Here is a 20,839-nt window from a genome sequence, read left to right as displayed (position 1 = left end):
TTGCCCCGCCCCCGGGGAGGCTCAGTCGGTTTCGTCGCCGCCCTTGTAAGCCCCGACCAGGCCGGCCTGCGTGTTGGGCGGCACCGCCTCGTAGTGCGACAGCAGCAGCGTGTAGCGGCCCTCGCCGGCCGTCATCGCGTTGAGCCGCGACTGGTAGCTGGCCAGCTCGGCCAGCGGTGCCAGCCCCTGCACGATGAGGCTGCCCGGCACGGCGGCTCGCGTGCCGTTGACCTGGCCGCGCCGCGAGGCGAGGTCGCCGGTGATGTCGCCGATGCTGTGCTCGGGCGCCGTGATCTCCACCTGCACGATGGGTTCCAGCACCAGCGGGCTGGCCTCGCGCACGGCCGCCATCAGCGCGCGACGGCCGGCGGTGACGAAGGCGATCTCCTTGCTGTCCACCGAATGGTGCTTGCCGTCGTAGACGACGACGCGCAGGTCGACGAGCGGATAGCCCGCGATGACGCCGCTGGCCAGCGCCGAGCGCACGCCCTTCTCGACGGCGGGCATGAACTGGCCCGGGATGGTGCCGCCCTTGACGGCGTCGACAAACTCGAAGCCCGCGCCGCGCTCCAGCGGCTCGATGCGCAGATAGACCTCGCCGAACTGGCCGGCTCCGCCGCTTTGCTTCTTGTGGCGGTAGTGGCCCTCGGCCGACGTCGCGACCGTCTCGCGGTAGGCGATGCGGGGTGGCTCGGTGACGACCTCGCCCTTGTAGAGCTCGCGCACGCGCTCCAGCAGCAGGCGCAGGTGCAGCTCGCCCAGGCCGTAGACCAGGGTCTGGTGGGTCTCGCCGACCTGCTCGATGCGCAGGCAGGGGTCTTCGTCGACCAGGCGGGCCAGCACCTCCCAGAGCTTTTGCTCGTCGCCGCGTCGCGCCGGACCGATGGCCAGGCCGTGTACCGGCGTCGGGAAGTCCAGGGGCAACAGGTGGATGTGCTCGTCCTCCTGTGCGTCGTGCAGCACGGCATCGAAGGCGATGTCGTCCACCTTGGCGATGGCGCAGAGGTCGCCTGGCAGGGCCTCGTCGACGTCGACATGCTTGGCGCCCTGCAGCATGAAGAGGTGGCCTACGCGTATGGGCTTGCGCGCATGGCCGACAAAGAGAAGGCCGCCGCGGGCGACGCGGCCCTGGTGCACGCGCATGACGCCCATCCTGCCGAGGTAGGGGTCGGCCACGATCTTGAAGACATGGGCCAGCACATGGCCGGCCGGGTCGGGCCGGGCGGGGTAGGGCGTGGACTCCGTGCCCTTGCCCTCCAGGAAGGGCGGCGGATTGCCCTCGGCCGGATTGGGCATCAACAGCTCGATGACGGACAGCAGCTCGGCGATGCCGGCGCCCGTCCTGGCCGAGCAGAAGCAGACCGGGATCAGGTGCCCCTCGCGCAGCGCCTGCTCGAGCGGCGCGTGCAACTCGCACGGATCGACGTCGCCGTCGGTCAGGTAGCGGTCCACGAAGGCGGCGTCCACCTCGACGACTTGCTCCACCAGCGCGCGGTGGGCGTCGGCCACCGACGAAAAATCGGCCTCTCCGGAGGCCGAGAAGAAGCAGTCTGCGACGCGCTTGGCGCCGTCGCAGGGCAGGTTGAGCGGCAGACATTCCTTGCCGAAGACCTCGCGGATCTGGGCCAGCAGGCCGGGGAGATCGGTGTCCGGGCAGTCGATCTTGTTGACGACGATGAGTCGCGCCAACCCGCGCTCGCCGGCGGCCGTCAGCAGGCGCTGGGCCATCAGCTCGACGCCGTTGAGCGCATTGACGACGACAAGGGCCGTGTCCGCCGCCTCCAGCGCCGGCAGGGCCTGGCCGACGAAGTCGGGCGCGCCGGGCGTGTCGATGGCGTGCACCCGGATGCCGCCATGCGTGAAATGGGCGAGGCTGGACTGCAGCGAATGCCCCAGGCGTTTCTCCAGCGGGTCATGGTCGCTGACCGTGCTGCCGCGCTCGATGCTGCCGGCCTGCGGGATGGCGCCGGCATGCGCCAGCAGCGCATCCAGCAGCAGCGTCTTGCCGGCCGCGGCCGGCCCGACCAGCGCGACCGTGCGGATCGCTCTCACACGTGAATCCAGGCCTTCGTTCATGGCAGCCCTCCTCGGTGGTGGGGCCAGCGTAGAAGAACCCGGTGGAGCCGGCAAGGGCAGAATCATTTGCATGCACGCCCAACTGACCGCCCTCACCCTCGCCCTGCTCGCTGCCACGGCGCAGGCCCAGACCAACCCGGCCGACGAGCTGAAGGCCATGCTGGCCGAGGTCAGTCCGGCGCGCATCGAGGCGCGCATCCGCAAGCTGGTGGGCTTCGGCACGCGGCACACGCTGTCCGACATCGGCTCCGATACGCGTGGCATCGGTGCCGCACGGCGCTGGATCACGTCGGAGCTGTCTGCCTGCGCCAAAGCTGCCGGCGGGCGGCTGCAGGTCGAGGAACAGAGCTTCATCGAGCCGCCCGGCAACCGCGTCAGCCAGCCGACCGAGTTGGTCAACGTGGTCGCGACGCTGCCGGGCCGTGGCGCTTCCAAGAGCCGTGTGCTGGTCGTCAGCGGCCACTACGACTCACGCAACAGCGACGTGATGGACTCCCTGGGCGAGGCGCCCGGCGCCAACGATGACGCTTCTGGCACCGCTGCCGTCATGGAGCTGGCCTGCGTGATGGCCGGGCGCCAGTTCGACGCCACGCTGGTCTTCATGGCCGTGCCCGGCGAGGAGCAGGGCCTGTTGGGCGCCGCGCAATGGGCGCGCGAGGCGCGCGCCGCCGGCACCAACGTCGAGGCCATGATCACCAACGACATCGTCGGCAGCTCGCGCGGCGACGCCGGGCAGTACGACCCCAAGCGCCTGCGCCTGTTCGCCGACGGCCTGGACCCGCTGGTGCGCCTGCTGAGCGCCGCCAACGCCAACCGCCCGGCCGGCGAGGCCGATGCGCGGTCCGCCGCCGCGATGCAGGCCGAACTGCTGCCGTTGCTGCAGGCCGGGGGCAGCGAGGACCTGCCGACCCACCAGTTGGGTCGGCACCTGAAGGTCGCGGCCGAGGCCGCCATGCCCGGCTTCACGGTGCAGCTCATCCAGCGCCGCGACCGCTACCTGCGCGGCGGCGACCACATCCCCTTCCTGGAGCGCGGCTACGCCGCCGTGCGCATCAGCGAGCCCTTCGAGAACTTCGCCCACCAGCACCAGAACCCGCGGACGGAGAACGGCGTCGTCTACGGTGACCTGCCAGAGTTCGTCGACTTCGGTTATGTGGCCGACGTGGCACGTGCCAACCTCGCCGGCCTGGCGACTCTGGCCTGGGCGCCGGCGCCGCTCAAGGGTGTGAGGCTGGACGCGCGCGAGCTGACCAACGACTCGACGCTGGAATGGCAGGCCAGCGACGACCCCGAGGTGGCCGGCTACCGCGTCGTCTGGCGCGACACCGATGCAGCCGCCTGGCAGCAGTCCAGGGACGTGGGCAAGGTCACGCGCGTGACGCTGCCGGTGTCCAAGGACAACGTCGTGTTCGGCGTGCAGGCCGTGTCCAAGAAGGGCTACGCCGGCCTGGCGAGCTATCCGCTGCCGCGCCGCTGACGGACGGGAGCGTCAGTCGCGATCGTGCCCATGGCCGCGGCCGCGGTCATGGTCGCGCCATTCGTCGCGGCGATGCTCATGACCGCGGCGCTCGCGGTGGACGATGACGTTCTGGCGATACCAGCCGTCTTCTACGAAATAGACAGGCGCTCCGCAGGCGCCATAGCGGTAGCAGCTGTGGCGCCAGTCTCGGCGCTCCTGGGGCGGCACCCACAGGTAGACCGGCTCGGCGCGGTAGACCGGGCGGCCGATGATGACCGGCTGCGGCGCGATCAGCACCGGCGCCGGATAGCGGCCGATGTCGACCCGGCCGTAGATGCCCGGCTGGCTGAAGCCGATGGAGACGCCCACGTCGGCCGCGCGCGCCGCCGGCAGGGTGGCCAGCGCGGCCAGGCCGGCGAGGGCGGGGGCGAGCCAGCGGTTGAAAGTGTTGCGGCGGGTGTTCATCTGGTTCTCCTGCAAGGGGCGCGGCGTGGCCGCTGCCTCCAGTGGAACGCGGCCGCGGGCGGCGTCGTTGTCAGTGCGGGGGCGCCGGGCTTGTAGGACAGGCGGCCGGTGTGCTCGAACGCGGCCTTGTCCTACATGTGGGCGCCCGGCCTGCCGACGCATCGCCGCCGCCGCGGGTCTGAAGCTTGCCCGTCCTGGCGACGGAGCAAGCATTGATGAGCGAATCCACCGCGTTGTCGGCCGCCGAATTGGCGCTGGCGCAGAACGCGCGCTTCCTGGAGCGCTGCAGCCGGCTGGCCGGCGTTGGCGCCTGGGAATGGCAGGCCGACACCGAGCAGCTGACGCTGTCGGATTCCGCCTGCGAACTGCTGAGCCTGCCGGTCGGCCGGGTGCCGACGCTGGAGGTCCTGCTGCAGCGCTTCGGCCCTGATGGCGCCGCCATGCTGGATGCCGCGCTGCGATGCGCCGCGAGCGAGGGGCGGGGCTGGGACGTGGAGCTTCCCTGCGAGCCGCAGGCGCCGCTGCGACGCGTGCTGCGCGTTGTCGGCCGGCCCGACGAAGACGACGGCAGCGGCCGTCGCGTCGGCGTCGTCATGCTGGACGTCAGCGAACCGGCCGAGGTGCGCGCCGAGCTGGAGCGCACGCTGGAGCGCCTGGACCTGGCCACGCACAGCGGCGGCATCGGTGTCTGGGACCTGGACCTGAACCTGGGCCGGCTGGCCTGGGACGACGCGATGTGGCGGCTGCACGGCGAGACGGCGCATGGTCAGCAGCTCAGCCTGGCGGGCTGGCGCCGGCGCCTGCATGCGCAGGACCGCGGCGCGGCCATCCGGGCGGTGCGCACCGCGCTGCGCGGCGGCCCGCAGCTGGAGGGCGAATGGCGGGTCCGCTGGCCCGACGGCAGCGTTCACGTGCTGCGCGGCTCCGGCCGCGTGCTGCGCGACGCCGCCGGCCGGCCGCTGCGCCTGTCGGGCGTGTGCTGGGACGTCAGCGAGGCGCGGCGGCTGCAGCAACAGCTGGAGGAGCAGCATGAGCTGCTGGAGGTGACGCTGCAGTCCATTGCCGACGCTGTGCTGACCACCGATGCGCTGGGGCGCGTCACCTGGCTCAATCCGGTGGCCCAGCGACTGACGGGCTGGTCGGCCGCCGAGGCGCGGGGCCGGCCGGCCGGCGAGGTCTTCGTGGCCCAGGGTGAGGAGGGCCGCGAGCCGCTGGGCGACCCGGTGCAGCGCTGCCTCGCGAGCGGCCGGCCGACGCGCCTGCCCGCCGGCGCCATGCTGCAGGGGCGCGACGGCGCGCTGCGCGCGGTGGACGACTCGGTGGCGCCGATACGCAACGGCGAGGGGCGCGTGCTGGGCGCCGTGCTGGTCTTCCGCGACGTCACACAGCAGCGCCGCCAGTTCGACGAGATCCGCTGGCGCGCCAGCCACGACGGCCTGACCGGCCTCGTCAATCGCGCCGAGTTCGGCCAGCGCCTGGCGCGCACGCTGGAGCGCGCCCGGCGCGACGGCAGCCGGCACGCCCTGCTGGCCTTCGACCTGGACCGCTTCAAGCTCGTCAACGACCACTGCGGCCATGCCGCCGGCGACGAGGTGCTGCGCGAGGTGGCGCGGCGGCTGGAGGCCGGCGTGCGCGGCCGCGACACGGTGGCCCGCCTGGGCGGCGACGAGTTCGCGGCCATCCTGGAGAACTGCTCCCTGGACGAGGCGCGCCATGTCGCACAGAAGCTCTGCGATGCGATGGACCAGTACCGCTATGTGCATGGTGAGCAGCGCTTTCGCATCGGCACCAGCATAGGCGTTGCACCGCTGGATGCGCGCTGGCCCGATGCCGACACGGCGCTGCGTGAGGCCGATGCCTGCTGCATGACCGCCAAGGAGCAGGGGCGCAACCGCGTGCAGTTATGGGCGCCCGACGACGCCGCGCTACGCGCCCACCAGGCCGAGCAGCGCTGGGCTACGCGGCTGCAGCAGGCGCTGGACGAGGAGCGCTTCGAGCTGGACCTGCAACGCGTGCTGCCGGCCCAGGGCGAGGATGACGGCCGGCTGCGCGGCGAGCTGTTGCTGCGCCTGCGCGAGCGCGACGGCACCCGCGTGTTGCCGGGCGCCTTCATGCCGGCGGCCGAGCGCTTTCACCTTGCGCCGCGGCTGGACCGCTGGGTGTTGGGTCAGGCCGTCGAGCTGCTGCAGCGCGCCGGCGCGCCGCGGATCACGGCGCTGTCCATCAACGTGTCGGCGCTGACGCTGCGGGACGTGGCCTACCACCAGGAGGCGCGGGCGCTGCTGACCGCGCTCGGCCCGGCCCGCGCGGCGGCGCTGTGCCTTGAGATCACCGAGACGGCCGTCATCACGCGGCTGGACGAGGCCGCGAGCTTCATCCAGCAGATGCGGGCGCTGGGCGCGCGCATCGCGCTGGACGACTTCGGCGCCGGTGTCTCGTCCTTCAGCCACCTGAAGGTGCTGCCGGTGGACCTGCTGAAGATCGACGGCCAGTTCGTGCGGGCCCTGATGAGCAACCCGCTGGACCAGGTGGCCGTGCGCAGCTTCGTCGACGCAGCCCGGACCCTGGGCTTGGCGACCGTTGCCGAATGCGTGGAGACCGCCGAGGTGCTGCAGGAGCTGGCGCGCCTGGGCGTGGACGAGGTGCAGGGCTTCTTGCTGCACCGGCCGCAGCCTCTGGCCGAGGTCCTGGCCGGGCTCGAGGAGGCGTTGCCGGTCTAGTGTTCGTCGGCGACCGGCTGCGATGCGGCGGGGGCCTGGGCCACCACGGTGGACTCGGCGGCGGGCGGTTCGCGGGTGTCCGCCACGGCGCGCAGCGACACCTGCAGGCCGCGCGACAGCTGGGCCTGCCATTGCTGCAGCGTTTCTCCGGCGTGGTCCATGGCGGCGCTCAGCTGCACGTCCAGCGGCCGCGGGTCGTCGACGAGGTTGAGCCCGGCGCTCGCGCCCAGTGTCGCGACGGCAACGATGGCCAGCGCATGCAAGCGCCGGCTGCGCAGGGGCGGGGAGACCGAGTCGGTATCGCGCGCGCCGAGGGGGAGGTCGGCCAGTTGCTCATGCCAGCCTTCGGCATGCGAGGATTTCGGGAACTGCATGGCTCTCCTTGGATCGGTCCGTGACGCGCTGCTTCAAGTCTGGACGGCAGGCGGGCCGCGGCTTGTCGGCCTGCGCAGGCTTGGCCTGTAGGACGACGGGAGGGGTGTCAGGAGCGTATGGGCCCGCCCAGGTCGCCGGGCACCGTGGCCGGGGGCGGCTCGGGCTCGGGCTCGGGTTCCGTCCGTGGCAGGCGCGCCAGTACCAGCGTGCCGCGGCCCGCGGCGGACAACAGCTGCAGCGTGCCGCCCAGGCTCTCGATGCGATAGCGCATGCCCAGCAGGCCATGGTGGCCTGCTCCCACGGCCTCGGGGTTGAAGCCCTGGCCGTCGTCGCGGATCTGCAGCTGAAGCCAGTCGTCGGCCACACTCAGCGACACCCGCACATGTCTGGCCTTGGCGTGGCGCAGCACATTGGTCAGCGCCTCCTGCACGAGGCGGTACAGCGCCAGGCGGCTGGCCTCGTTGGTGGGCGCGTCGGCCAGCTCCAGGCTGAGCTGCAGGGCGGAGCGCTGGGCGAACTCCTGCGTCAGGATCTCCAGCGCCGGGACGAGGCCCAGGTTGGACAGGGCTGAGGGGCGCAGGTCCTCGATGATGCGGCGCTTCAGCGCGATGCCCTGATCCAGCAGCTCGCTCATGTGCTTGAGGCGCTCATCGATCTCGGGCGCGTGGGTGCGAGTCATGCGGCGGATGCGCGCGACGTCGAGCTTGGCCGCCGTCAGCAGCGCCCCGAGCTCGTCGTGCAACTCGCGGGCAAGGTGGGCGCGCTCGTCCTCGCGCACGGTCTGCAGGTGGCGGGCCAGTTCGGTCAGCTCCGCGGTTCGGCGCGCCACCTCGCCGTCCAGCCGGTCGCGCTCCAGCGCCAGTTCCTGGGCATGCTCGCGGCGGGCGCGGTGCAAGGCCTCGTTGCGGCGCAGGAAGACGGCCAGGCCGAACAGGCTGAGCAGGGTCAGGCCATGCGTGCCGATGCGGCCATAGGTCAGGGAGCGGAAGACGGCGTCGCGCTCGCTGGCGATCTGCACCAGCTCGTGCTGGTCGAGCTGGGCGACGGCGTCGCGCACCGCTTGCATCTTCTCGCGGCCGATGTCGGACTCGACCAGGCCGCGCCAGGCGGTCTCCTGTCCCTCGCGGTAGAGCTTGACGACCAGTTGCAGCTCCGAGAGCTTCTCCCGTGCGCGCCGGCTGGCGTCGGCTACCAGGGCTTCCCATTCGGAACTGGCGTACTGGCCGCGCAGCCGGGCCAGCACGCTGGGCAGCTCGCGCTCGGCGAGCTGGATGGGACCGAGGTAGTCCTCGCGGCCAGTCAGCAGGTAGCCGCGCTGGGCGGTCTCCGCGTCGGTCAGCAGCTCGCGCAGGCGCAGGCCGTCGTTGCGCGCGATGTGGCGGGCCTGGGATACCTTCAGCGCCTCGTCGGCGCCGCGGAAGGCGGCCTCGCTGACGCCCATGACGGCCGCGGCAGCCAGTGCCGCGAGGCCGATGGCCAGACCGCGGTTGCGGCTGGCGCCTTCCAGCCAGGGGTCGAGATGGCGCAGCACGCGCAGCCGCTCAGTTGGCCGCAGCTGCCGGGTCGGCCAGTTCGGCACAGTAGCTGATGAGGTCGTCGAGCTCGTGGCTCTTGTCGAAGACGCGCTCCGCGCCCAGGCTGGCGCAGCGGCGGCGCATCTCCTCGGTGGCGTAGTTGGTCAGCACGACGCGGCGGGCCCGCACGCCGAGCTGCTGGGCGGCCTGCAGCACGCCCAGGCCGGTGCCGGAGCGCAGGAAGACGTCGACGATGAAGAGGTCGGCATTGGCGCCCGGGTCGCGCTTCATCCAGCGCACGGCGCCGGCCTCGTCGGCCACCGACCCGACCACCTCCACCTGGGCCAGCTCCTCCAGCGTCGCGATGAGGTTCTCAAGAATCACCGGACTGTCTTCGACGATGAAGGCTTTGAGTGCTGGCATGGCCCGACGGCTGCGGTGGGGGAGGATGAGGGCTGAAGTATGGACTGCTTCGGCCTCGGGCCGGTGGTGCCGGCAACGCATCACGCTGTAGGACTTCTCCTAGGAGCCTTGTCGCACGGCGATGTCGTTGCGCACGGCCACGACGCCCGAAGTCTCGCGGGCCAGCTTCTCGGCGATGGACTTCTCCTCATAGGACTTCGCGAAGCCGGACAGCTGCACCGTGCCCTTCAGCGTCTCGACGCTGATGGCCATGGCGCTGACGGTGGGGTCGGCGGCGAACTTGGCCTTGACGCGCGTGGTCAGCGCCGTGTCGTCGACATAGGCGCCCACGGTTTCCTGGCTGCGGGTGACGGCGCAGCCGCTGGTGGCGGCCAGTGTGGCCGCCAGGGCAGCGGCACAGGCGAGGGTCAGGATGGATTTGTTGAGCATTGGAATCTCCTGTGGTGGGCGACTCCGGGAGTCGCTGGAGTCACTATCGCGCCCGGCCAGACCTGCGGGCATAGTCCCTCGGCGCAGCCCCCTGTCGGACTTGGCCGGCGCCGCTGTAGGACGGGAGCTCTCGCGGCCGGCGCGCCGGACTGCTACGCTGGCGGCAGTCCCGCACCCTGTTACCACCATGATCCGAATCGGCATCGTCGACGACCACGCCATCGTGCGCACCGGCCTGCGCCAGTACCTGTCCGACCACGTCGACCTGCGTGTCACCGGCGAAGGCTCCAGCGGCCACGATGCCCTCGAGATGGCGCGCGGCGGCGAGGTCGACGTGCTGCTGCTGGACATCTCCATGCCAGACCAGAGCGGCGTGGACGCGCTGGCGGCCATCAAGGCGCGCTTCCCCGAGCTGCCAGTGCTCATCCTCAGCGGCTTTCCCGAGGCGCATTACGCGACGACGCTGTTGCGCCAGGGCGCTAGCGGCTACCTGAACAAGGAATGCGATCCCGAGGAGATCGCCAACGCCATCCGCCTCGTGTCGCGTGGCCGGCGCTACATCAGCCCGGCCGTGGCCGAGCAGCTGGCGGACAGCGTCGCTGGCGGCCCGGGCGCGGCGGCGGCCGACAAGCCGCTGCATGAGGCGCTGTCAGAGCGCGAGTTCCAGGTCTTCCTGCGCCTGGCCAAGGGCGAGACCGTGGGGCATATCGCCGAAGCGCTGTTCCTGAGCGTGAAGACCGTCAGCACCTACCGCACGCGCGTGCTGGAGAAGCTCAAGCTGCAGACCAACAGCGACCTGACCTATTACGCCCTGAAGAACGGGCTGATTCAGTAGCGGGTCTCGTTGCCGTCCGTCGGGGCGGGTTCGCCCAGCGTCCAGGGCAGGGCGGATTCATAGCCCAGTTCGGCCTCGCCCGCGGCCGCGGCGGGCGACCACAAGCGCGTCAGCAGCGACCAGACGGGGCGCGGGCGGGTTTCGGCCATGGGGTCTTGCGGCGGGGCGTCGGGAATCATGGGCGGCTCCGGTTGTGAGCGACAGCTTGGCGTCGGCCCCTGTTGCCAGATATCGGCTTGTAACGCTGCGGCGTGTCGGAGAGCGCCGACAAGCGCGCGTCTCGCCCAGAATGCGGGGGTGTCTACACTCCGCTCACTGCTGCGCCTGGGCCTGGCCTGTCTGGCGTTCACCGTCCTGCCGTTGCAAGCCTGCGAGCTGCGGGTGCGCTGGAACCCCGACCCGCCGTACACGATGCGCGACGCGGCCGGCCACGTCGTCGGCCTGCAGGTCGATCTGATCGAGCAGGCGTTGCAGCGTCTGGGCTGCCGGGCGGTCTGGGTCGAGCTGCCCTGGGCGCGCGCCCTCGTAGAGCTGCAGGCCGGCCGCCTCGACATGTTGCCCGGCGCCTTGCGCCGGCCCGAGCGCGAGTCCTATGCCCATTGGGTGCCGCAGCACATCGCCCTGTCCAACCGGCTCTTCGTGCGCGCCGGCCGGGAGAACGAGTTCGGCGCCGCGACGCGTCTGCAGGAGGCCTGGCGACCCGGCCTGAAGCTGGGCGTGCAGATCGGCGTCGTCTACGGCCCCGACTATGCGGAGCTGCTCGGCAACGAGGCCTTCCGTGCCGCGCTGACCCAGGTCTCGGCGCGCCGCAGTCTGTGGCAGATGCTGGACATCGGCCGCATCGATGGCGTGATCGCCAGCGAGACGACTGCGCGCTGGGAGCTGCGCGAGCTCGGTCTGGTGGGGCGCGTCGTGGCGACACCCGTCGCCGTGCCGCATGAGCCTGTGCAGATCATGCTCAGCAAGCGCTCCGTCGATGCGGCGCTGGTGCAGCGCTATCGCGAGGTCAGCGCGGCCATGGAGAGGGATGGCACGCTGGCGCGCGTCCTCAACAAGTACCTGGGTGACCCGGCACCCTAGCTTGCGAGTGCCGCGTCCAGCAGGGCCGCCGCGCCCGGCACTGCCTGCGTGCCGACCAGGCGGCCGTCGCCGCCGAAGCGCGTCGCGACGAAGGCATCGGCAGCGGCGGTGGACGACTGCTCGCGCATCAGCAAGCCCTGGGCGCACAGCACCAGGCCTTGGGCGACGCGGCGGGCCCGGGCCTCCAGCGCGGCGGGGTCGCCGGTCAGCAGGCGGCGCAGCGCCTGGGCCTCGGCCCGCACCGGGGCGTCCACGCTGGCGTCGAACTCGTCGAGCAGCGCCAGCGCCACATCGGGCTCGCGGGCCACGGCACGCAGCACGTCCAGCGCCATCACGTTGCCCGAACCCTCCCAGATGGAGTTGACCGGTGCCTCGCGGTACAGCCGCGCGAGCACGCCGTCCTCCACGTAGCCATTGCCGCCGAGCAGCTCCATGGCTTCGCCGCTGCACTCGACGGCGCGCTTGCAGACCCACAGCTTGGCGGCCGGCGTCATCAGCCGCTGCCAGGCCGGCTCGCCCTGCTCGAAGCCCTGGGCCAGGCGCAGCATCAGACGCATCGCGGCCTCGCTCTCAAGGGCCAGGTCGGCCAGCACGGTCTGCATCAGCGGCTGTTCTGCGAGGACCCGGCCGAAGGCCTGGCGCTCGCGCGCGTTGTGCAAGGCCTGCACGAGGCCGGCGCGCAGCAGCGCCGCGCTGCCGATGACGCAGTTCAGGCGCGTGTAGCCGGCCATCTCGATCAGCGTCGGGATGCCGCGGCCCTCGTCGCCCAGGCGCCGTGCCCAGGCGCCATGGAACTCGACCTCGCTGCTGGCATTGCTGCGGTTGCCGAGCTTGTCCTTCAGTCGAAGCACCTGGATGGTGTTGCGCGCACCGTCGGGCGTGTAGCGCGGCAGCCAGAAGCAGGTCGGGCCGGCCCCGGTGCGCGCGAGCACCAGATGGGCGTCGCTCGTGGGCGCCGAGAAGAACCATTTGTGGCCGCTGATGGCGTAGCTGCCGTCCGCCTGCTCGACGGCTTCGGTCGCCACGCGGCGCAGGTCGGAACCACCTTGTTTCTCGGTCATACCCATGCCCACCCAGAGGGACGGCTTCTCCGTCATGGGGCGGTCCAGCGGGTCATGCTCGCGGCTGAAGAGCTTGTCGCGCAGCGGCGCGAACAGCTCGGGCTGCTTCGCCAGCACAGGAATGGCGGCCTGTGTCATCGTCGCCGGGCACAGCGAGCCGGCCTCCACCTGGCCGTGCAGGTAGCAGCCGGCCGCGAACGCGGCCCAGCGGCCCGGCGTGTCGCTGGCGAACACGTCGGCCACCAGTCCCTGGCGGCGGTACATGGCCAGCAGCGCATGCCAGGCCGGGTGGAAGTCGACGAGGTCGACGCGCCGGCCGCGGGCGTCGAGCTGGCGCAGCACCGGGCCGCTGCGGTTGGCGTCGCGCGCGAGCTGGGCGGTCTCGGCGCTGCCGAGCTCGGCCCCGTAGCGCGTCAGGGGCTCGACGGCCTGGGGCGCGGCCTTGCGCAGCGCGGCGAGCAGGGCCGGGTCGCTGCTCAGCAGGTTGTGCCCCACCCAGTCGTCGACGAGGTTGTCCGGCGCGGCGTTCAATCTGCGACTCCCGGTTCGGCTCTCAGCTGGCCACGGCCGGCGCGCTGCGCCTCGTAGAGCGCTGTCTCGGCACGGCGCTGCATGTCGGCCAGGCCGCGGTCGCCCGGGCGCAGCCGGGCCCAGCCGGCGCTGAACGACAGCTTGACGCCCAGCTCCGCAGGTGCGCGCTCGGCCAGCGCGGCGCGCAGGCGCTGGTCCAGGGCCTGAGGGCCTTCGGGCAGGCTGCGCGCCATCAGCACGCCGAAGCAGTCGTCGGCCAGGCGCCCGGCCAGGTCGCCCAGCCGCATCTGGGCCTGCACACAGCTGGCGAACAGCGCCAGCGCGTGGCCGGCGAAGTCCAGCTCGCGTTCGGCCTGCAGCGTCTCGAAGTCGTCGAGGTTCAGCACGACGAGGGCCAGCGGCTCGTCGTAGCGGCGCGCCATGGAGATCAGTTCCACCGAGCGCCTGACGAAGGCGTCGCCGTCGGTCAGGCCGGTCAGGCTGTCGGTGTGGGTCAGGCTGGCGAGCTCGGCCTCGATCTGGCCGCGCCACGCCAGCAGCAGCATGGGCAGGGTCAGCAGCAGCGCGAGCTGGCCGGCCAGGCCCAGCAGCAGCTGGGGCCAGGCCGCTGCCTCGCCCAGTTGAGTGCTGATGGCGCGGCACAGCATGGCGGCCAGCAGCGGCAGCACGGCGGCCAGGCCCAGCAGGCGCCAGCGTCGGCTGTTCAGGCCTTGCAGCAAGGTGTTGCGGCTGGGCAGGGTCAGCGCCACGCCCAGCCAGGCGAGCTGGGCGCCGAGGATGAGGTCGATCAGCGTCTGCGCGCCTTCCTGGTCGCCCTGCAGCAGCGCATGGCCGATGCCCAGCAGCAGCGGCGCTGCCGCCATCGCCCAGCGTCCGGGCCGAGGCGTCAGCCACAGGCCCAGGGCCCACCACAGCGCCGACAGCCCGACGCTCAGGGCCGCCACGCCCGCGCTGTGCAGGCCGTGCAGCGCGGTGGGGTGTCCGCTCAGCGCCGGGCTTGCCAGAGCCAGGCCCAGGGCCACGGCCACCATGCCGACCTGGGCCCAGCGCCCGCCGGCGTTCGCGCCGCGCCAGCCAATCAGGGTGACGAGCACCAGCGCCGCGGCCAGCGCCTGCATGGGCATCAGCGCGAACAGGGCTTCCGTGAAACTCATTTTTTGACCGGGATGGCGGTCTCGCGCGGCACCGGCACGGCGGTCACGCTGTTCTGCGGCGAGCCGTCGATGAGGCGGTCGGAGTAGGTCAGGTAGACCAGCGTGTTGCGCTGCACGTCCACCATGCGGACGATGCGCAGCCGCTTGAAAACCAGGGAGATGCGCTCGTTGAAGACCTCCTCCTGGCGCGGCAGCGGCTGCGCTATCGCGATGGGCCCGACCTGACGGCAGGCGATGGAAGCCTCGGACTTGTCCTCGGCCAGGCCGATGGCACCCTTGATGCCGCCGGTCTTGGCGCGCGACACATAGCAGGCGACGCCGCTCACCTTGGGGTCGTCATAGGCGTCCACGACGATCTTGTGATCGGGGCCGATGAGCTTGAAGGCGGTGTCGACCGAGCCTATGGGCTCGGCCCGGGCCAGCGCGCTGGCGGCGAGCAGCAGGACGAGGGCAGCGTGCTTCATCAGCCCAGTCTAGAGCGAACAGGCGCTGGCGGGGGCTGGAACGGCGGTCTGCCGCCCTGTGAAGCGCGGGCGCTCGGGGCGGCTCAGGTCGAAGTGGCTGAGCTGGTCGCTGCGCTGGTTGCAGACATAGAGGTGGGGGCCGGCGCGGCAGGCGCTGCGCGGGTAGCTGCCATGCACCCAGTGGTGGTCCAGCAGGCGCGGCGCGGCGGGCCGGGCCAGGGACAGCACTGCCAGGCTGTCGTGCAGGCGGTTCAGCGCGTAGAGATGCCGGCCTCCGGATGCGAGCAGCAGGTCGGACGCGTAGCTGGTGCCGGCGAAGCCGGCCGGCAGCACGGAAATCTCGCCGCGCAGGAGCGGCCCGGCGGGCGTGAGCTCGACGGTGGACAGCGTGGACGACTCCTCCTGCAGCACATAGACCCAGCGCGGGTCGTCGGCGTGGCAGACGAAGTGTCGTGGGCCCGAGCCAGGGCTCAGGGCCAGTTCCAGCGCCGGGCCCTGCGGCGTGCCGGGCGTCAGCGGCCAGACGAGCAGGCGGTCGCGGCCCAGGTCGGTGCCCAGCAGCCAGCGGCCGTCGACGCTGGGCTGGACCATGTGGGCATGCGGCGCGTCGTGGCCGCTGATGGCATTGCTGCCGGACGGGCCGTATTGCGCCCGCACGGGTCCGGGGCGGCAGTCGGCGCCGGAGCAGGCGGTCCAGCTCTCGGCCGGGCCCAGCCGGCCATCGGCCCCCAGCGGCAGCGCGGCGAAGCGGGCGTCGCCGTAGTGGGCCACCCAGGCGCGTCCGGCGCCCAGCGCGAGGTGGACGGGTCCCTGGCCGCCGCTTGCCAGGCGCTGCTGCAGTTGCAGGCCGCCGGCCTCGTCCTGGGCGTAGACGGCCACCTGGTCGGCGCCCTCCTCGGCGGCGTAGACGCGCCGGCCCTGGGCAACCAGCCAGCTGGGGCTGTGGGCATTGGCCGTCAGGCCCAGCGACGTCAGGCCGCCGTCCGGTGCGATGCCAAAGCTGTAGAGGCCCTGGCCCAGCGGGGCATAACTGCCTACATGCAGGAAGCGTGGCGAGGTCGTGGCGGCAGCGGCGGGCATCAGGGCGGCGACAGGCAGGCTCAGCAGGTGGCGGCGTTTCATGTGGGAGGCGAGGGCGGCATGCGGGTCCAAAGGGCAGGCCATGGCGGCTGGGATCGGGGCGGCGATCGCCCCGGCATTGAAGCCGTGCGCGCCGAGGCCCGCCATCGGCGCAGACCCTGGCGCCACGTGCCGTGGGGCCTGCCTACACTGCACCAGGACTCGACTACGACAAGCTGCCTGTCGCGCATGACGCTACACGTGCCCACTCTGGTGCTGATGCTGGCGGCCGGCTTCGGCTTGCTGACGCTGCAGCTCTGGATGGCCGGCTGCGGCGCGCTGGGCCGCAGCGAGCTCAGGCGCCTGAGCTTGGCCGGCCTGGCCTTCTGCCTCGGCTTCGCGCTGTTCGGCCTGCGACCCTGGCTGCCTGGCTGGCTGGTGCTGCTGGGCGGCAACTGGCTGCTGATGGCGGGGCTGGCCGCGCTGGCTGCGGCGGTGTCGCGCCATCTTCTGAACCGCGAGCCACCGGTCTGGCACCATGGGCTGCTGCTGGCCGCGGCCCTGGTGGTGCCGGCCGTGCTGGACGTGCCGACGCCGGTGCGCGCCGGCGCGATGTCGGTGGCGATGGGCGTGCTGCTGCTGCCGGCCACCCTCGCCGCGATGCGCCTGGGCTGGCGTGGCGAGTTGAGCTTCCGTGCCGTCGCGCTGCTGCTGCTGCTGGCCAGTCTCCTGCTGTGGCTGCGCGCGGGCCTGGCCGCCCGCTGGCTGGGCGCGCCGCCGGCCGAGGCCGCGGCCTGGCAGGACGGCAGCCGCGACGTCTTCCTGCTGGCCTTCCTCGCCGTGCTGGCGGCGGGCTTTGCCTTCGTGCTGGCTCATTTCGAGCGCATGGCCAGCCAGATGCGCAAGCTGGCCAGCGTCGACGGGCTGACCGGCGCCATGAACCACAGCACGACGGTGTCGCTGCTGGCCCATGCGATGGAACGCGGCCGGCGCGAGGGGCAGCCGGTCGGTTTCGTCATGCTGGACCTGGACCATTTCAAGCGCGTCAACGATCGCCATGGCCATGCCATGGGCGACCAGGTGCTGAAGGCCGTCGCGGCCTGCGCGCGGGCGCGGCTGCGCGGCTCGGACGTGTTCGGCCGCCTGGGCGGCGAGGAGTTCGGCCTGGTGCTGCCGGCCACCGGCGCGGTCGGCGCCCGGCATCTGGCCGAGCAGGTTCGCCTGGCCGTCGAGGCGCTGGAGTTGCGTGGCGACGGTGGCCAGCCGCTGCGCGTGACGCTGTCTGCCGGCGTCGCCGAGGCGGCGCGCGGCGACACGCCGGAGACGCTGATGCACCTGGCCGACAAGGCCCTCTACCAGGCCAAGCAGAAGGGCCGCAACCGCGTCGTCGTGGCCGACGACTGGTTGCGCAACTCGACGCTGCAGTCGGTCGTCGGCTAGACCCGGGGCGCGCTGGCACGGCGGGCGCCCAGCAAAAAAGGGCGGCCCGCACGGGCCGCCCAACAGGAGGCAGGAGACTGCCACCACGAGGAGAGATCAACGGGCGGCCGTCGACATCAGTAGGTGTAGCGCAGCGAGGCCATGTAGCGCCGGCCCGTACGGTAGATGCCGCGGGTCAGCTTCTCGGTGTTGGCCACGCCCGGCACGTCGGCGTAGGAGCGGTATTCGCTGTCCAGCAGGTTCATGCCGTCCAGGCCCAGCGTCAGCTGGCCCGTCAGCTTGAGGTTGATGCTGGCGTCCAGCGACTTCTGGCCGTCGGTGACGAGGAAGTTGCCGCGGTCGGCCTGGGTGTAGTACTTGGACCGCCATGAGTACGTTGTGCGCGCGCTCCAGCGGTCGTTCTCGAAGTAAGGGCTGAACGTGATCTGGTGCTTGGAGTTGAACGGCAGGCGGGAGCCGGCCGCGGCCTTGGCGTCGGCATAGGTGTAGTTGGTCAGCAGGCCCAGGCCCCAGCCGACGTTGGCCTGGAAGGCCAGCGACGCGCCCTGGATGGTGGCGCTGCCGGCGTTGTTGGGCCGCGAGACGTCGTACTCGGTGTCCTTCTGCTGGTTCTGGTTGTAATGGATCTCCTTCTGCGTCGTCACCAGTACATAGTCGTTGACCCGCTTGTGGAAGACAGTGCCGGCCAGGATGGCGTTCTTCGCGAAATACCACTCGGCCGAGAAGTCCAGGTTGGTGGACTTGTAGGGGGCGAGGTTGGGGTTGCCGCCGCCGCCGGTCAGCGTCGCGTCGCCTATCCACAGATAGCTGGACATGTCGCCGTAGTTGGGGCGCGACATGACCTTGGCCACCGAGCCGCGCAGCACCAGCGTGTCGCTCAGGTCATAGGTCAGGTTCAGGTTGGGCAACGCGTTGGTGTAGGACTTCTTGACGCTGGTCGGGCCGTACTTGTCGGCCGGGCAGGGGCTGACATTGGCCAGGCAGGTCCAGCCTATGCTGTCGGAGCTGGTCTGCACCACGCGCAGGCCGAGGTTGCCGCGCAGCTTGTCATGGCTGAAGTCACCCTGCACATAGCCGGCGTCGATGCTTTCCTTCACCGTCCAGGTGTTGGAGGCGTAGGACGGGTCGCTGAAGGTGCTGGGCGTGGGCATGGTCTGCCATGGCGCCAGCCACTTGCCGCTGTTGATGTAGTCGGCCAGTGCCCAGCCGTCGATCATGAAGCGCTTGCTCAGGTCGCCGACGTTGCCGAAGCCGGACAGGTAGTTGCCCGGCACCGACTTCGGGCTGAACTGCGCCGCACTCAGGTCGCCATAGCCCTTGATCGAGGCCAGAGAAACCCCGGCCATGGTCTGCCCGGTCTCGTGCTCGCGGTGCTTGAAACCCCAACGCACCTGGTAGACGGGCGCGTCGAACTTGACGGCGAAGTCGGTCTGGAAGAAGCGCTCCTGGTCGCGCGTCGGCTTGGCGACGATGTTGCCGCCCCAGCCTGCGCTCCAGTTGGTGGCGCTGGGCGGGTTGGTGTGCCAGCCGCCGGCCGGGCCGCCGCCGTCCAGGCGGAAGCCGTTCGGGTCGCTCAGCGGGCTGCCCGGTTTGGCCGGTGCCATGTGCGAGGCGATGTCGCTGATGGGGGCGGTCTGGTAGCCGCCGAAGACCAGTTGGGGCACGGGACCGCTCAGGTCGTAGCTGTAGTTGGCCTTGCCGAGGAACTCGCCGAAGACCTGGCGGTCGGTGCCGCCGGCGGCCTTGGAGTAGCCGGCATGAACCGAGGCGGACCAGCGGTCCTCCTTCCAGCCCAGCTTGAGGTCGTAGGAGTCGGTGTCGACCTTGGCGCGGCGGTTGATCAAGTCGTAGACCGTCAGGCCGTTGCGGAAGGAGGCCTGGGTGATGACGCCGCCGTCGACTGTCAGCCCCGTCAGCGCATTCAGCGAATTCCAGGGGTTGCCGTTGAAGGCGAACATGGAGTGCGTCAGGTTGTCGTAGTTGGCCTTGACCTTGAGCAGGTTGAACTCGACGTCCATCTCCTTGAGCGGGCGGGCCTGCAGTGCCAGCGACAGCGTGTCGCGCTTGCGCGTCTGGTCGAAGTAGTGGGCGCTGATGGAGTTGGGCGCGATGGCGTTCGGATTGGCCAGCAGCGTGGTCTTGCAGGCGCCGACGCAGCTCGGCGGCATCGTGGCGGGCGGGTTCTGCGACCAGTCGGTGGTGGTGGTCGTGACGGAGTTGGGCGAGCCGCCCTTGCCGTTGATGTAGTCACGGCCGAACACCGTGCCGTAGGACTCGACGCCGTCGCGGCGGATCTGCTCCTCGGCACGCTGCACCGACATCAGCACGCCGAAGCTGTTGGCCTCGTTCTTCCAGCCGAACATGCCTGACAGCGTCGGCTTGCCGCTTTTCGTGCGGTCGTTGTAGAGGTAGCTCACCGAGGCGGCCAGCGTCAGCCCCTTCAGCTCCAGCGGCTTGCGCGTGGAGATGTTGACCGTGCCGCCGATGGAGCCTTCGTCCAGCCAGGCCTCGGGCGACTTGTAGACCTCGACCTTGCTGACGATCTGCGGCGCCAGCAGCGTGTAGTTGAAGGTGCGGCCCTGCTGCTCGGAAAAGAACCAGTCGCCCGAGGCCACGGCCTGGCCGTTCAGCAACGTGCGGTTCAGCGCCGGGTCGGTGCCCAGGATGGAGACCTTCTCGCCCTGGCCGAAGGCCTTGTCTATGGTCACGCCGGGGATGGTGGTGATGGCCTCGGCGACGTTGGTAGCCGGGAACTTGCCCACGTCCTCGGCGGTGATGACGTCGACGATGGCGTCAGCGTTGCGCTTGGCCTCCAGCGCCTTCTGCATGCTGGCGCGTATGCCGGTGACGACGACGGTGTCCAGCTTGTTGTCGTTCCCGTCCGGCGCGGCCTGCTGGGCTTGCGCGGGCAAGCCCAGCGCCAGCAGCGCGGCCGCGGCGATGGCCCGGCGCTTGGGTGGGAGGGTGTTCTGGTTTTTCATGCGCTTGTCTCCGTTGTAGTTAGCACCCCAGTGGGTGCAGTAGGGGGACGCCAAACAGCTGGCTGGCGTGTCTGTAGAACTCGGCACGGCGCGCGTTCTTGCGCCTGGCGTCGGGGTCGGCGGGCTTGTCGCACTCCAGCGGGCCGTTGATGGCCCGCGTCGTGGCGCCGAAGCCGGCGCCACCGCGCAGCGCCGCATGGGCGGGCTGCTCGGATTCGCCGGGCTGCGTCATCCAGTACCAGAGGGCCGTGCGCCAGGCGACGGTGGAGTCGCGTGCGACGCGGTCGGGGTCGCTCCAGAGGTCGATGCCGAGGAAGTCGCCCGCGGCCTTGTACTGGTAGTTCCAGCTCAGCTGTATGGGGCCGCGACCGTAGTATTGCCGCCCCGGCGCGCAGGGCAGGCGGGCGTCGTCGCGGCAGTACTTGTCCCAGTTCTCGCGCTTGTACTCGCGCTGGGCGCGCAGCTCATCGGACTCGTGCGCAATCTGGCCCAGGAAGGCTGCCATCTCCTGGCGGCGTCCGACCTCGTCGCCCCAGTCGGCGAAGCCGGGCGTCTGGCGTACCGCCTCGACGAAGCCCTCGTAGCTGTAGAAGGCAATGCGCTCGGGAAACAGCGCGTCGAACTGCGCGCGGCTGGGCAGGAAGGGCGAACCGGCCACCGCGGCCGAGGGCAACAGCAGAGGCAGCAGCAGGCACAGGGAGACGATGACTCGGATCATGGCCGCGACTGTCCGACGGGGTGCCTATGCGCTGCTTCAATGGCTTGTTAAGGCC

General features: G+C 71.1%; 18 protein-coding genes. 5 read left to right on the top strand and 13 right to left on the bottom strand.

The window, feature by feature from the left end:
- Window positions 1-21: 21 nt before the first annotated feature.
- Window positions 22-2,076 carry an elongation factor G gene (fusA, locus tag JOY88_RS09775; protein WP_293502074.1) on the bottom strand — a complete coding sequence of 685 codons (2,055 nt, stop codon included), beginning with the start codon at window positions 2,074-2,076 and terminating at the stop codon, window positions 22-24.
- A gap of 70 nt (window positions 2,077-2,146) precedes the next feature.
- Here fusA and JOY88_RS09770 point away from each other — a divergent pair, with 70 nt between their 5' ends.
- Window positions 2,147-3,553, top strand: coding sequence for a M28 family metallopeptidase (locus JOY88_RS09770; protein WP_293502073.1), 1,407 nt, complete (start codon window positions 2,147-2,149; stop codon window positions 3,551-3,553).
- A gap of 12 nt (window positions 3,554-3,565) precedes the next feature.
- Here JOY88_RS09770 and JOY88_RS09765 read toward each other — a convergent pair whose 3' ends face one another.
- Window positions 3,566-4,000: a hypothetical protein gene (locus JOY88_RS09765; RefSeq protein ID WP_293502072.1), complete on the bottom strand. Its 435-nt coding sequence runs from the start codon at window positions 3,998-4,000 to the stop codon at window positions 3,566-3,568.
- A 215-nt stretch (window positions 4,001-4,215) separates the two neighbouring features.
- Between JOY88_RS09765 and JOY88_RS09760 the strand changes: the two genes are divergently transcribed.
- Window positions 4,216-6,720 carry an EAL domain-containing protein gene (locus tag JOY88_RS09760; protein WP_293502071.1) on the top strand — a complete coding sequence of 835 codons (2,505 nt, stop codon included), beginning with the start codon at window positions 4,216-4,218 and terminating at the stop codon, window positions 6,718-6,720.
- Here the strand turns inward: JOY88_RS09760 and JOY88_RS09755 are convergent.
- The 4 genes from JOY88_RS09755 to JOY88_RS09740 form a co-directional block, all read right to left on the bottom strand.
- The gene (locus JOY88_RS09755; RefSeq protein WP_293502070.1) at window positions 6,717-7,094 is read right to left on the bottom strand and encodes a hypothetical protein; all 378 of its coding nucleotides are present in this window, start codon (window positions 7,092-7,094) and stop codon (window positions 6,717-6,719) included. The genes JOY88_RS09760 and JOY88_RS09755 overlap by 4 nt on opposite strands.
- A 107-nt stretch (window positions 7,095-7,201) precedes the next feature.
- Window positions 7,202-8,626 carry a CHASE3 domain-containing protein gene (locus JOY88_RS09750; protein WP_293502069.1) on the bottom strand — a complete coding sequence of 475 codons (1,425 nt, stop codon included), beginning with the start codon at window positions 8,624-8,626 and terminating at the stop codon, window positions 7,202-7,204.
- Window positions 8,627-8,636: 10 nt separating this feature from the next.
- Complete coding sequence (locus tag JOY88_RS09745; RefSeq protein WP_293502068.1) at window positions 8,637-9,032, bottom strand: response regulator transcription factor; 396 nt, start codon at window positions 9,030-9,032, stop codon at window positions 8,637-8,639.
- Window positions 9,033-9,131: 99 nt separating this feature from the next.
- Window positions 9,132-9,461 (bottom strand): BON domain-containing protein, encoded by a 330-nt coding sequence (locus JOY88_RS09740; RefSeq protein WP_293502067.1) that lies wholly within the window; start codon window positions 9,459-9,461, stop codon window positions 9,132-9,134.
- Between the two features lie 187 nt (window positions 9,462-9,648).
- On the opposite strand from JOY88_RS09740, the gene JOY88_RS09735 reads away from it, so the two are divergent.
- Window positions 9,649-10,296: a response regulator gene (locus JOY88_RS09735; protein ID WP_293502066.1), complete on the top strand. Its 648-nt coding sequence runs from the start codon at window positions 9,649-9,651 to the stop codon at window positions 10,294-10,296.
- Here the strand turns inward: JOY88_RS09735 and JOY88_RS09730 are convergent.
- Window positions 10,290-10,475: a hypothetical protein gene (locus tag JOY88_RS09730; protein WP_293502065.1), complete on the bottom strand. Its 186-nt coding sequence runs from the start codon at window positions 10,473-10,475 to the stop codon at window positions 10,290-10,292. The two genes, JOY88_RS09735 and JOY88_RS09730, sit on opposite strands and share 7 nt — an antisense overlap.
- Window positions 10,476-10,593: 118 nt before the next feature.
- On the opposite strand from JOY88_RS09730, the gene JOY88_RS09725 reads away from it, so the two are divergent.
- On the top strand, window positions 10,594-11,376 hold the full coding sequence (locus JOY88_RS09725; RefSeq protein WP_293502064.1) for a substrate-binding periplasmic protein: 783 nt from the start codon (window positions 10,594-10,596) through the stop codon (window positions 11,374-11,376).
- Here the strand turns inward: JOY88_RS09725 and JOY88_RS09720 are convergent.
- Genes JOY88_RS09720 through JOY88_RS09705 form a run of 4 tightly spaced genes read right to left on the bottom strand, consistent with a single transcriptional unit; the run spans window position 11,373 to window position 15,708 of the window.
- Entirely contained in the window at window positions 11,373-12,968 is a 1,596-nt protein-coding gene (locus JOY88_RS09720; protein WP_293502063.1) for an acyl-CoA dehydrogenase family protein, read from the bottom strand. The genes JOY88_RS09725 and JOY88_RS09720 overlap by 4 nt on opposite strands.
- Entirely contained in the window at window positions 12,965-14,122 is a 1,158-nt protein-coding gene (locus JOY88_RS09715) for a GGDEF domain-containing protein (protein ID WP_293502062.1), read from the bottom strand. Before JOY88_RS09715 ends, JOY88_RS09720 begins: the two co-directional genes overlap by 4 nt.
- On the bottom strand, window positions 14,119-14,586 hold the full coding sequence (locus JOY88_RS09710) for a CreA family protein (RefSeq protein ID WP_293502061.1): 468 nt from the start codon (window positions 14,584-14,586) through the stop codon (window positions 14,119-14,121). Before JOY88_RS09710 ends, JOY88_RS09715 begins: the two co-directional genes overlap by 4 nt.
- 9 nt (window positions 14,587-14,595) lie before the next feature.
- Window positions 14,596-15,708 carry a lactonase family protein gene (locus tag JOY88_RS09705; protein ID WP_293502060.1) on the bottom strand — a complete coding sequence of 371 codons (1,113 nt, stop codon included), beginning with the start codon at window positions 15,706-15,708 and terminating at the stop codon, window positions 14,596-14,598.
- A gap of 186 nt (window positions 15,709-15,894) precedes the next feature.
- Here JOY88_RS09705 and JOY88_RS09700 point away from each other — a divergent pair, with 186 nt between their 5' ends.
- Window positions 15,895-17,085 carry a GGDEF domain-containing protein gene (locus tag JOY88_RS09700; RefSeq protein WP_293502059.1) on the top strand — a complete coding sequence of 397 codons (1,191 nt, stop codon included), beginning with the start codon at window positions 15,895-15,897 and terminating at the stop codon, window positions 17,083-17,085.
- 116 nt (window positions 17,086-17,201) lie between these two features.
- Here JOY88_RS09700 and JOY88_RS09695 read toward each other — a convergent pair whose 3' ends face one another.
- Both JOY88_RS09695 and JOY88_RS09690 read right to left on the bottom strand, forming a co-directional pair.
- Window positions 17,202-20,066, bottom strand: a complete 2,865-nt coding sequence (locus tag JOY88_RS09695; protein WP_293502058.1) for a TonB-dependent receptor — start codon at window positions 20,064-20,066, stop codon at window positions 17,202-17,204.
- 19 nt (window positions 20,067-20,085) lie between these two features.
- The gene (locus tag JOY88_RS09690) at window positions 20,086-20,784 is read right to left on the bottom strand and encodes a chitinase (RefSeq protein WP_293502057.1); all 699 of its coding nucleotides are present in this window, start codon (window positions 20,782-20,784) and stop codon (window positions 20,086-20,088) included.
- Between the last annotated feature and the right edge of the window lie 55 nt (window positions 20,785-20,839).

This window comes from Roseateles sp. (assembly GCF_019237615.1).
Classification (GTDB): Bacteria; Pseudomonadota; Gammaproteobacteria; order Burkholderiales; family Burkholderiaceae_C; genus Pelomonas.
This window is presented reverse-complemented; position numbering and strand designations above follow the sequence as displayed.

Excerpts from the sequence above, each read along its gene's own strand:
- JOY88_RS09710 (WP_293502061.1), bottom strand. The coding sequence starts at position 14,586 with ATGAAGCACGCTGCCCTCGTCCTGCTGCTCGCCGCCAGCGCGCTGGCC.
- JOY88_RS09695 (WP_293502058.1), bottom strand. The coding sequence starts at position 20,066 with ATGAAAAACCAGAACACCCTCCCACCCAAGCGCCGGGCCATCGCCGCG.
- fusA (WP_293502074.1), bottom strand. The coding sequence starts at position 2,076 with ATGAACGAAGGCCTGGATTCACGTGTGAGAGCGATCCGCACGGTCGCG.
- JOY88_RS09770 (WP_293502073.1), top strand. The coding sequence starts at position 2,147 with ATGCACGCCCAACTGACCGCCCTCACCCTCGCCCTGCTCGCTGCCACG.
- JOY88_RS09740 (WP_293502067.1), bottom strand. The coding sequence starts at position 9,461 with ATGCTCAACAAATCCATCCTGACCCTCGCCTGTGCCGCTGCCCTGGCG.
- JOY88_RS09700 (WP_293502059.1), top strand. The coding sequence starts at position 15,895 with ATGACGCTACACGTGCCCACTCTGGTGCTGATGCTGGCGGCCGGCTTC.
- JOY88_RS09715 (WP_293502062.1), bottom strand. The coding sequence starts at position 14,122 with ATGAGTTTCACGGAAGCCCTGTTCGCGCTGATGCCCATGCAGGCGCTG.
- JOY88_RS09755 (WP_293502070.1), bottom strand. The coding sequence starts at position 7,094 with ATGCAGTTCCCGAAATCCTCGCATGCCGAAGGCTGGCATGAGCAACTG.
- JOY88_RS09730 (WP_293502065.1), bottom strand. The coding sequence starts at position 10,475 with ATGATTCCCGACGCCCCGCCGCAAGACCCCATGGCCGAAACCCGCCCG.
- JOY88_RS09690 (WP_293502057.1), bottom strand. The coding sequence starts at position 20,784 with ATGATCCGAGTCATCGTCTCCCTGTGCCTGCTGCTGCCTCTGCTGTTG.
- JOY88_RS09735 (WP_293502066.1), top strand. The coding sequence starts at position 9,649 with ATGATCCGAATCGGCATCGTCGACGACCACGCCATCGTGCGCACCGGC.
- JOY88_RS09705 (WP_293502060.1), bottom strand. The coding sequence starts at position 15,708 with ATGAAACGCCGCCACCTGCTGAGCCTGCCTGTCGCCGCCCTGATGCCC.
- JOY88_RS09745 (WP_293502068.1), bottom strand. The coding sequence starts at position 9,032 with ATGCCAGCACTCAAAGCCTTCATCGTCGAAGACAGTCCGGTGATTCTT.
- JOY88_RS09760 (WP_293502071.1), top strand. The coding sequence starts at position 4,216 with ATGAGCGAATCCACCGCGTTGTCGGCCGCCGAATTGGCGCTGGCGCAG.
- JOY88_RS09765 (WP_293502072.1), bottom strand. The coding sequence starts at position 4,000 with ATGAACACCCGCCGCAACACTTTCAACCGCTGGCTCGCCCCCGCCCTC.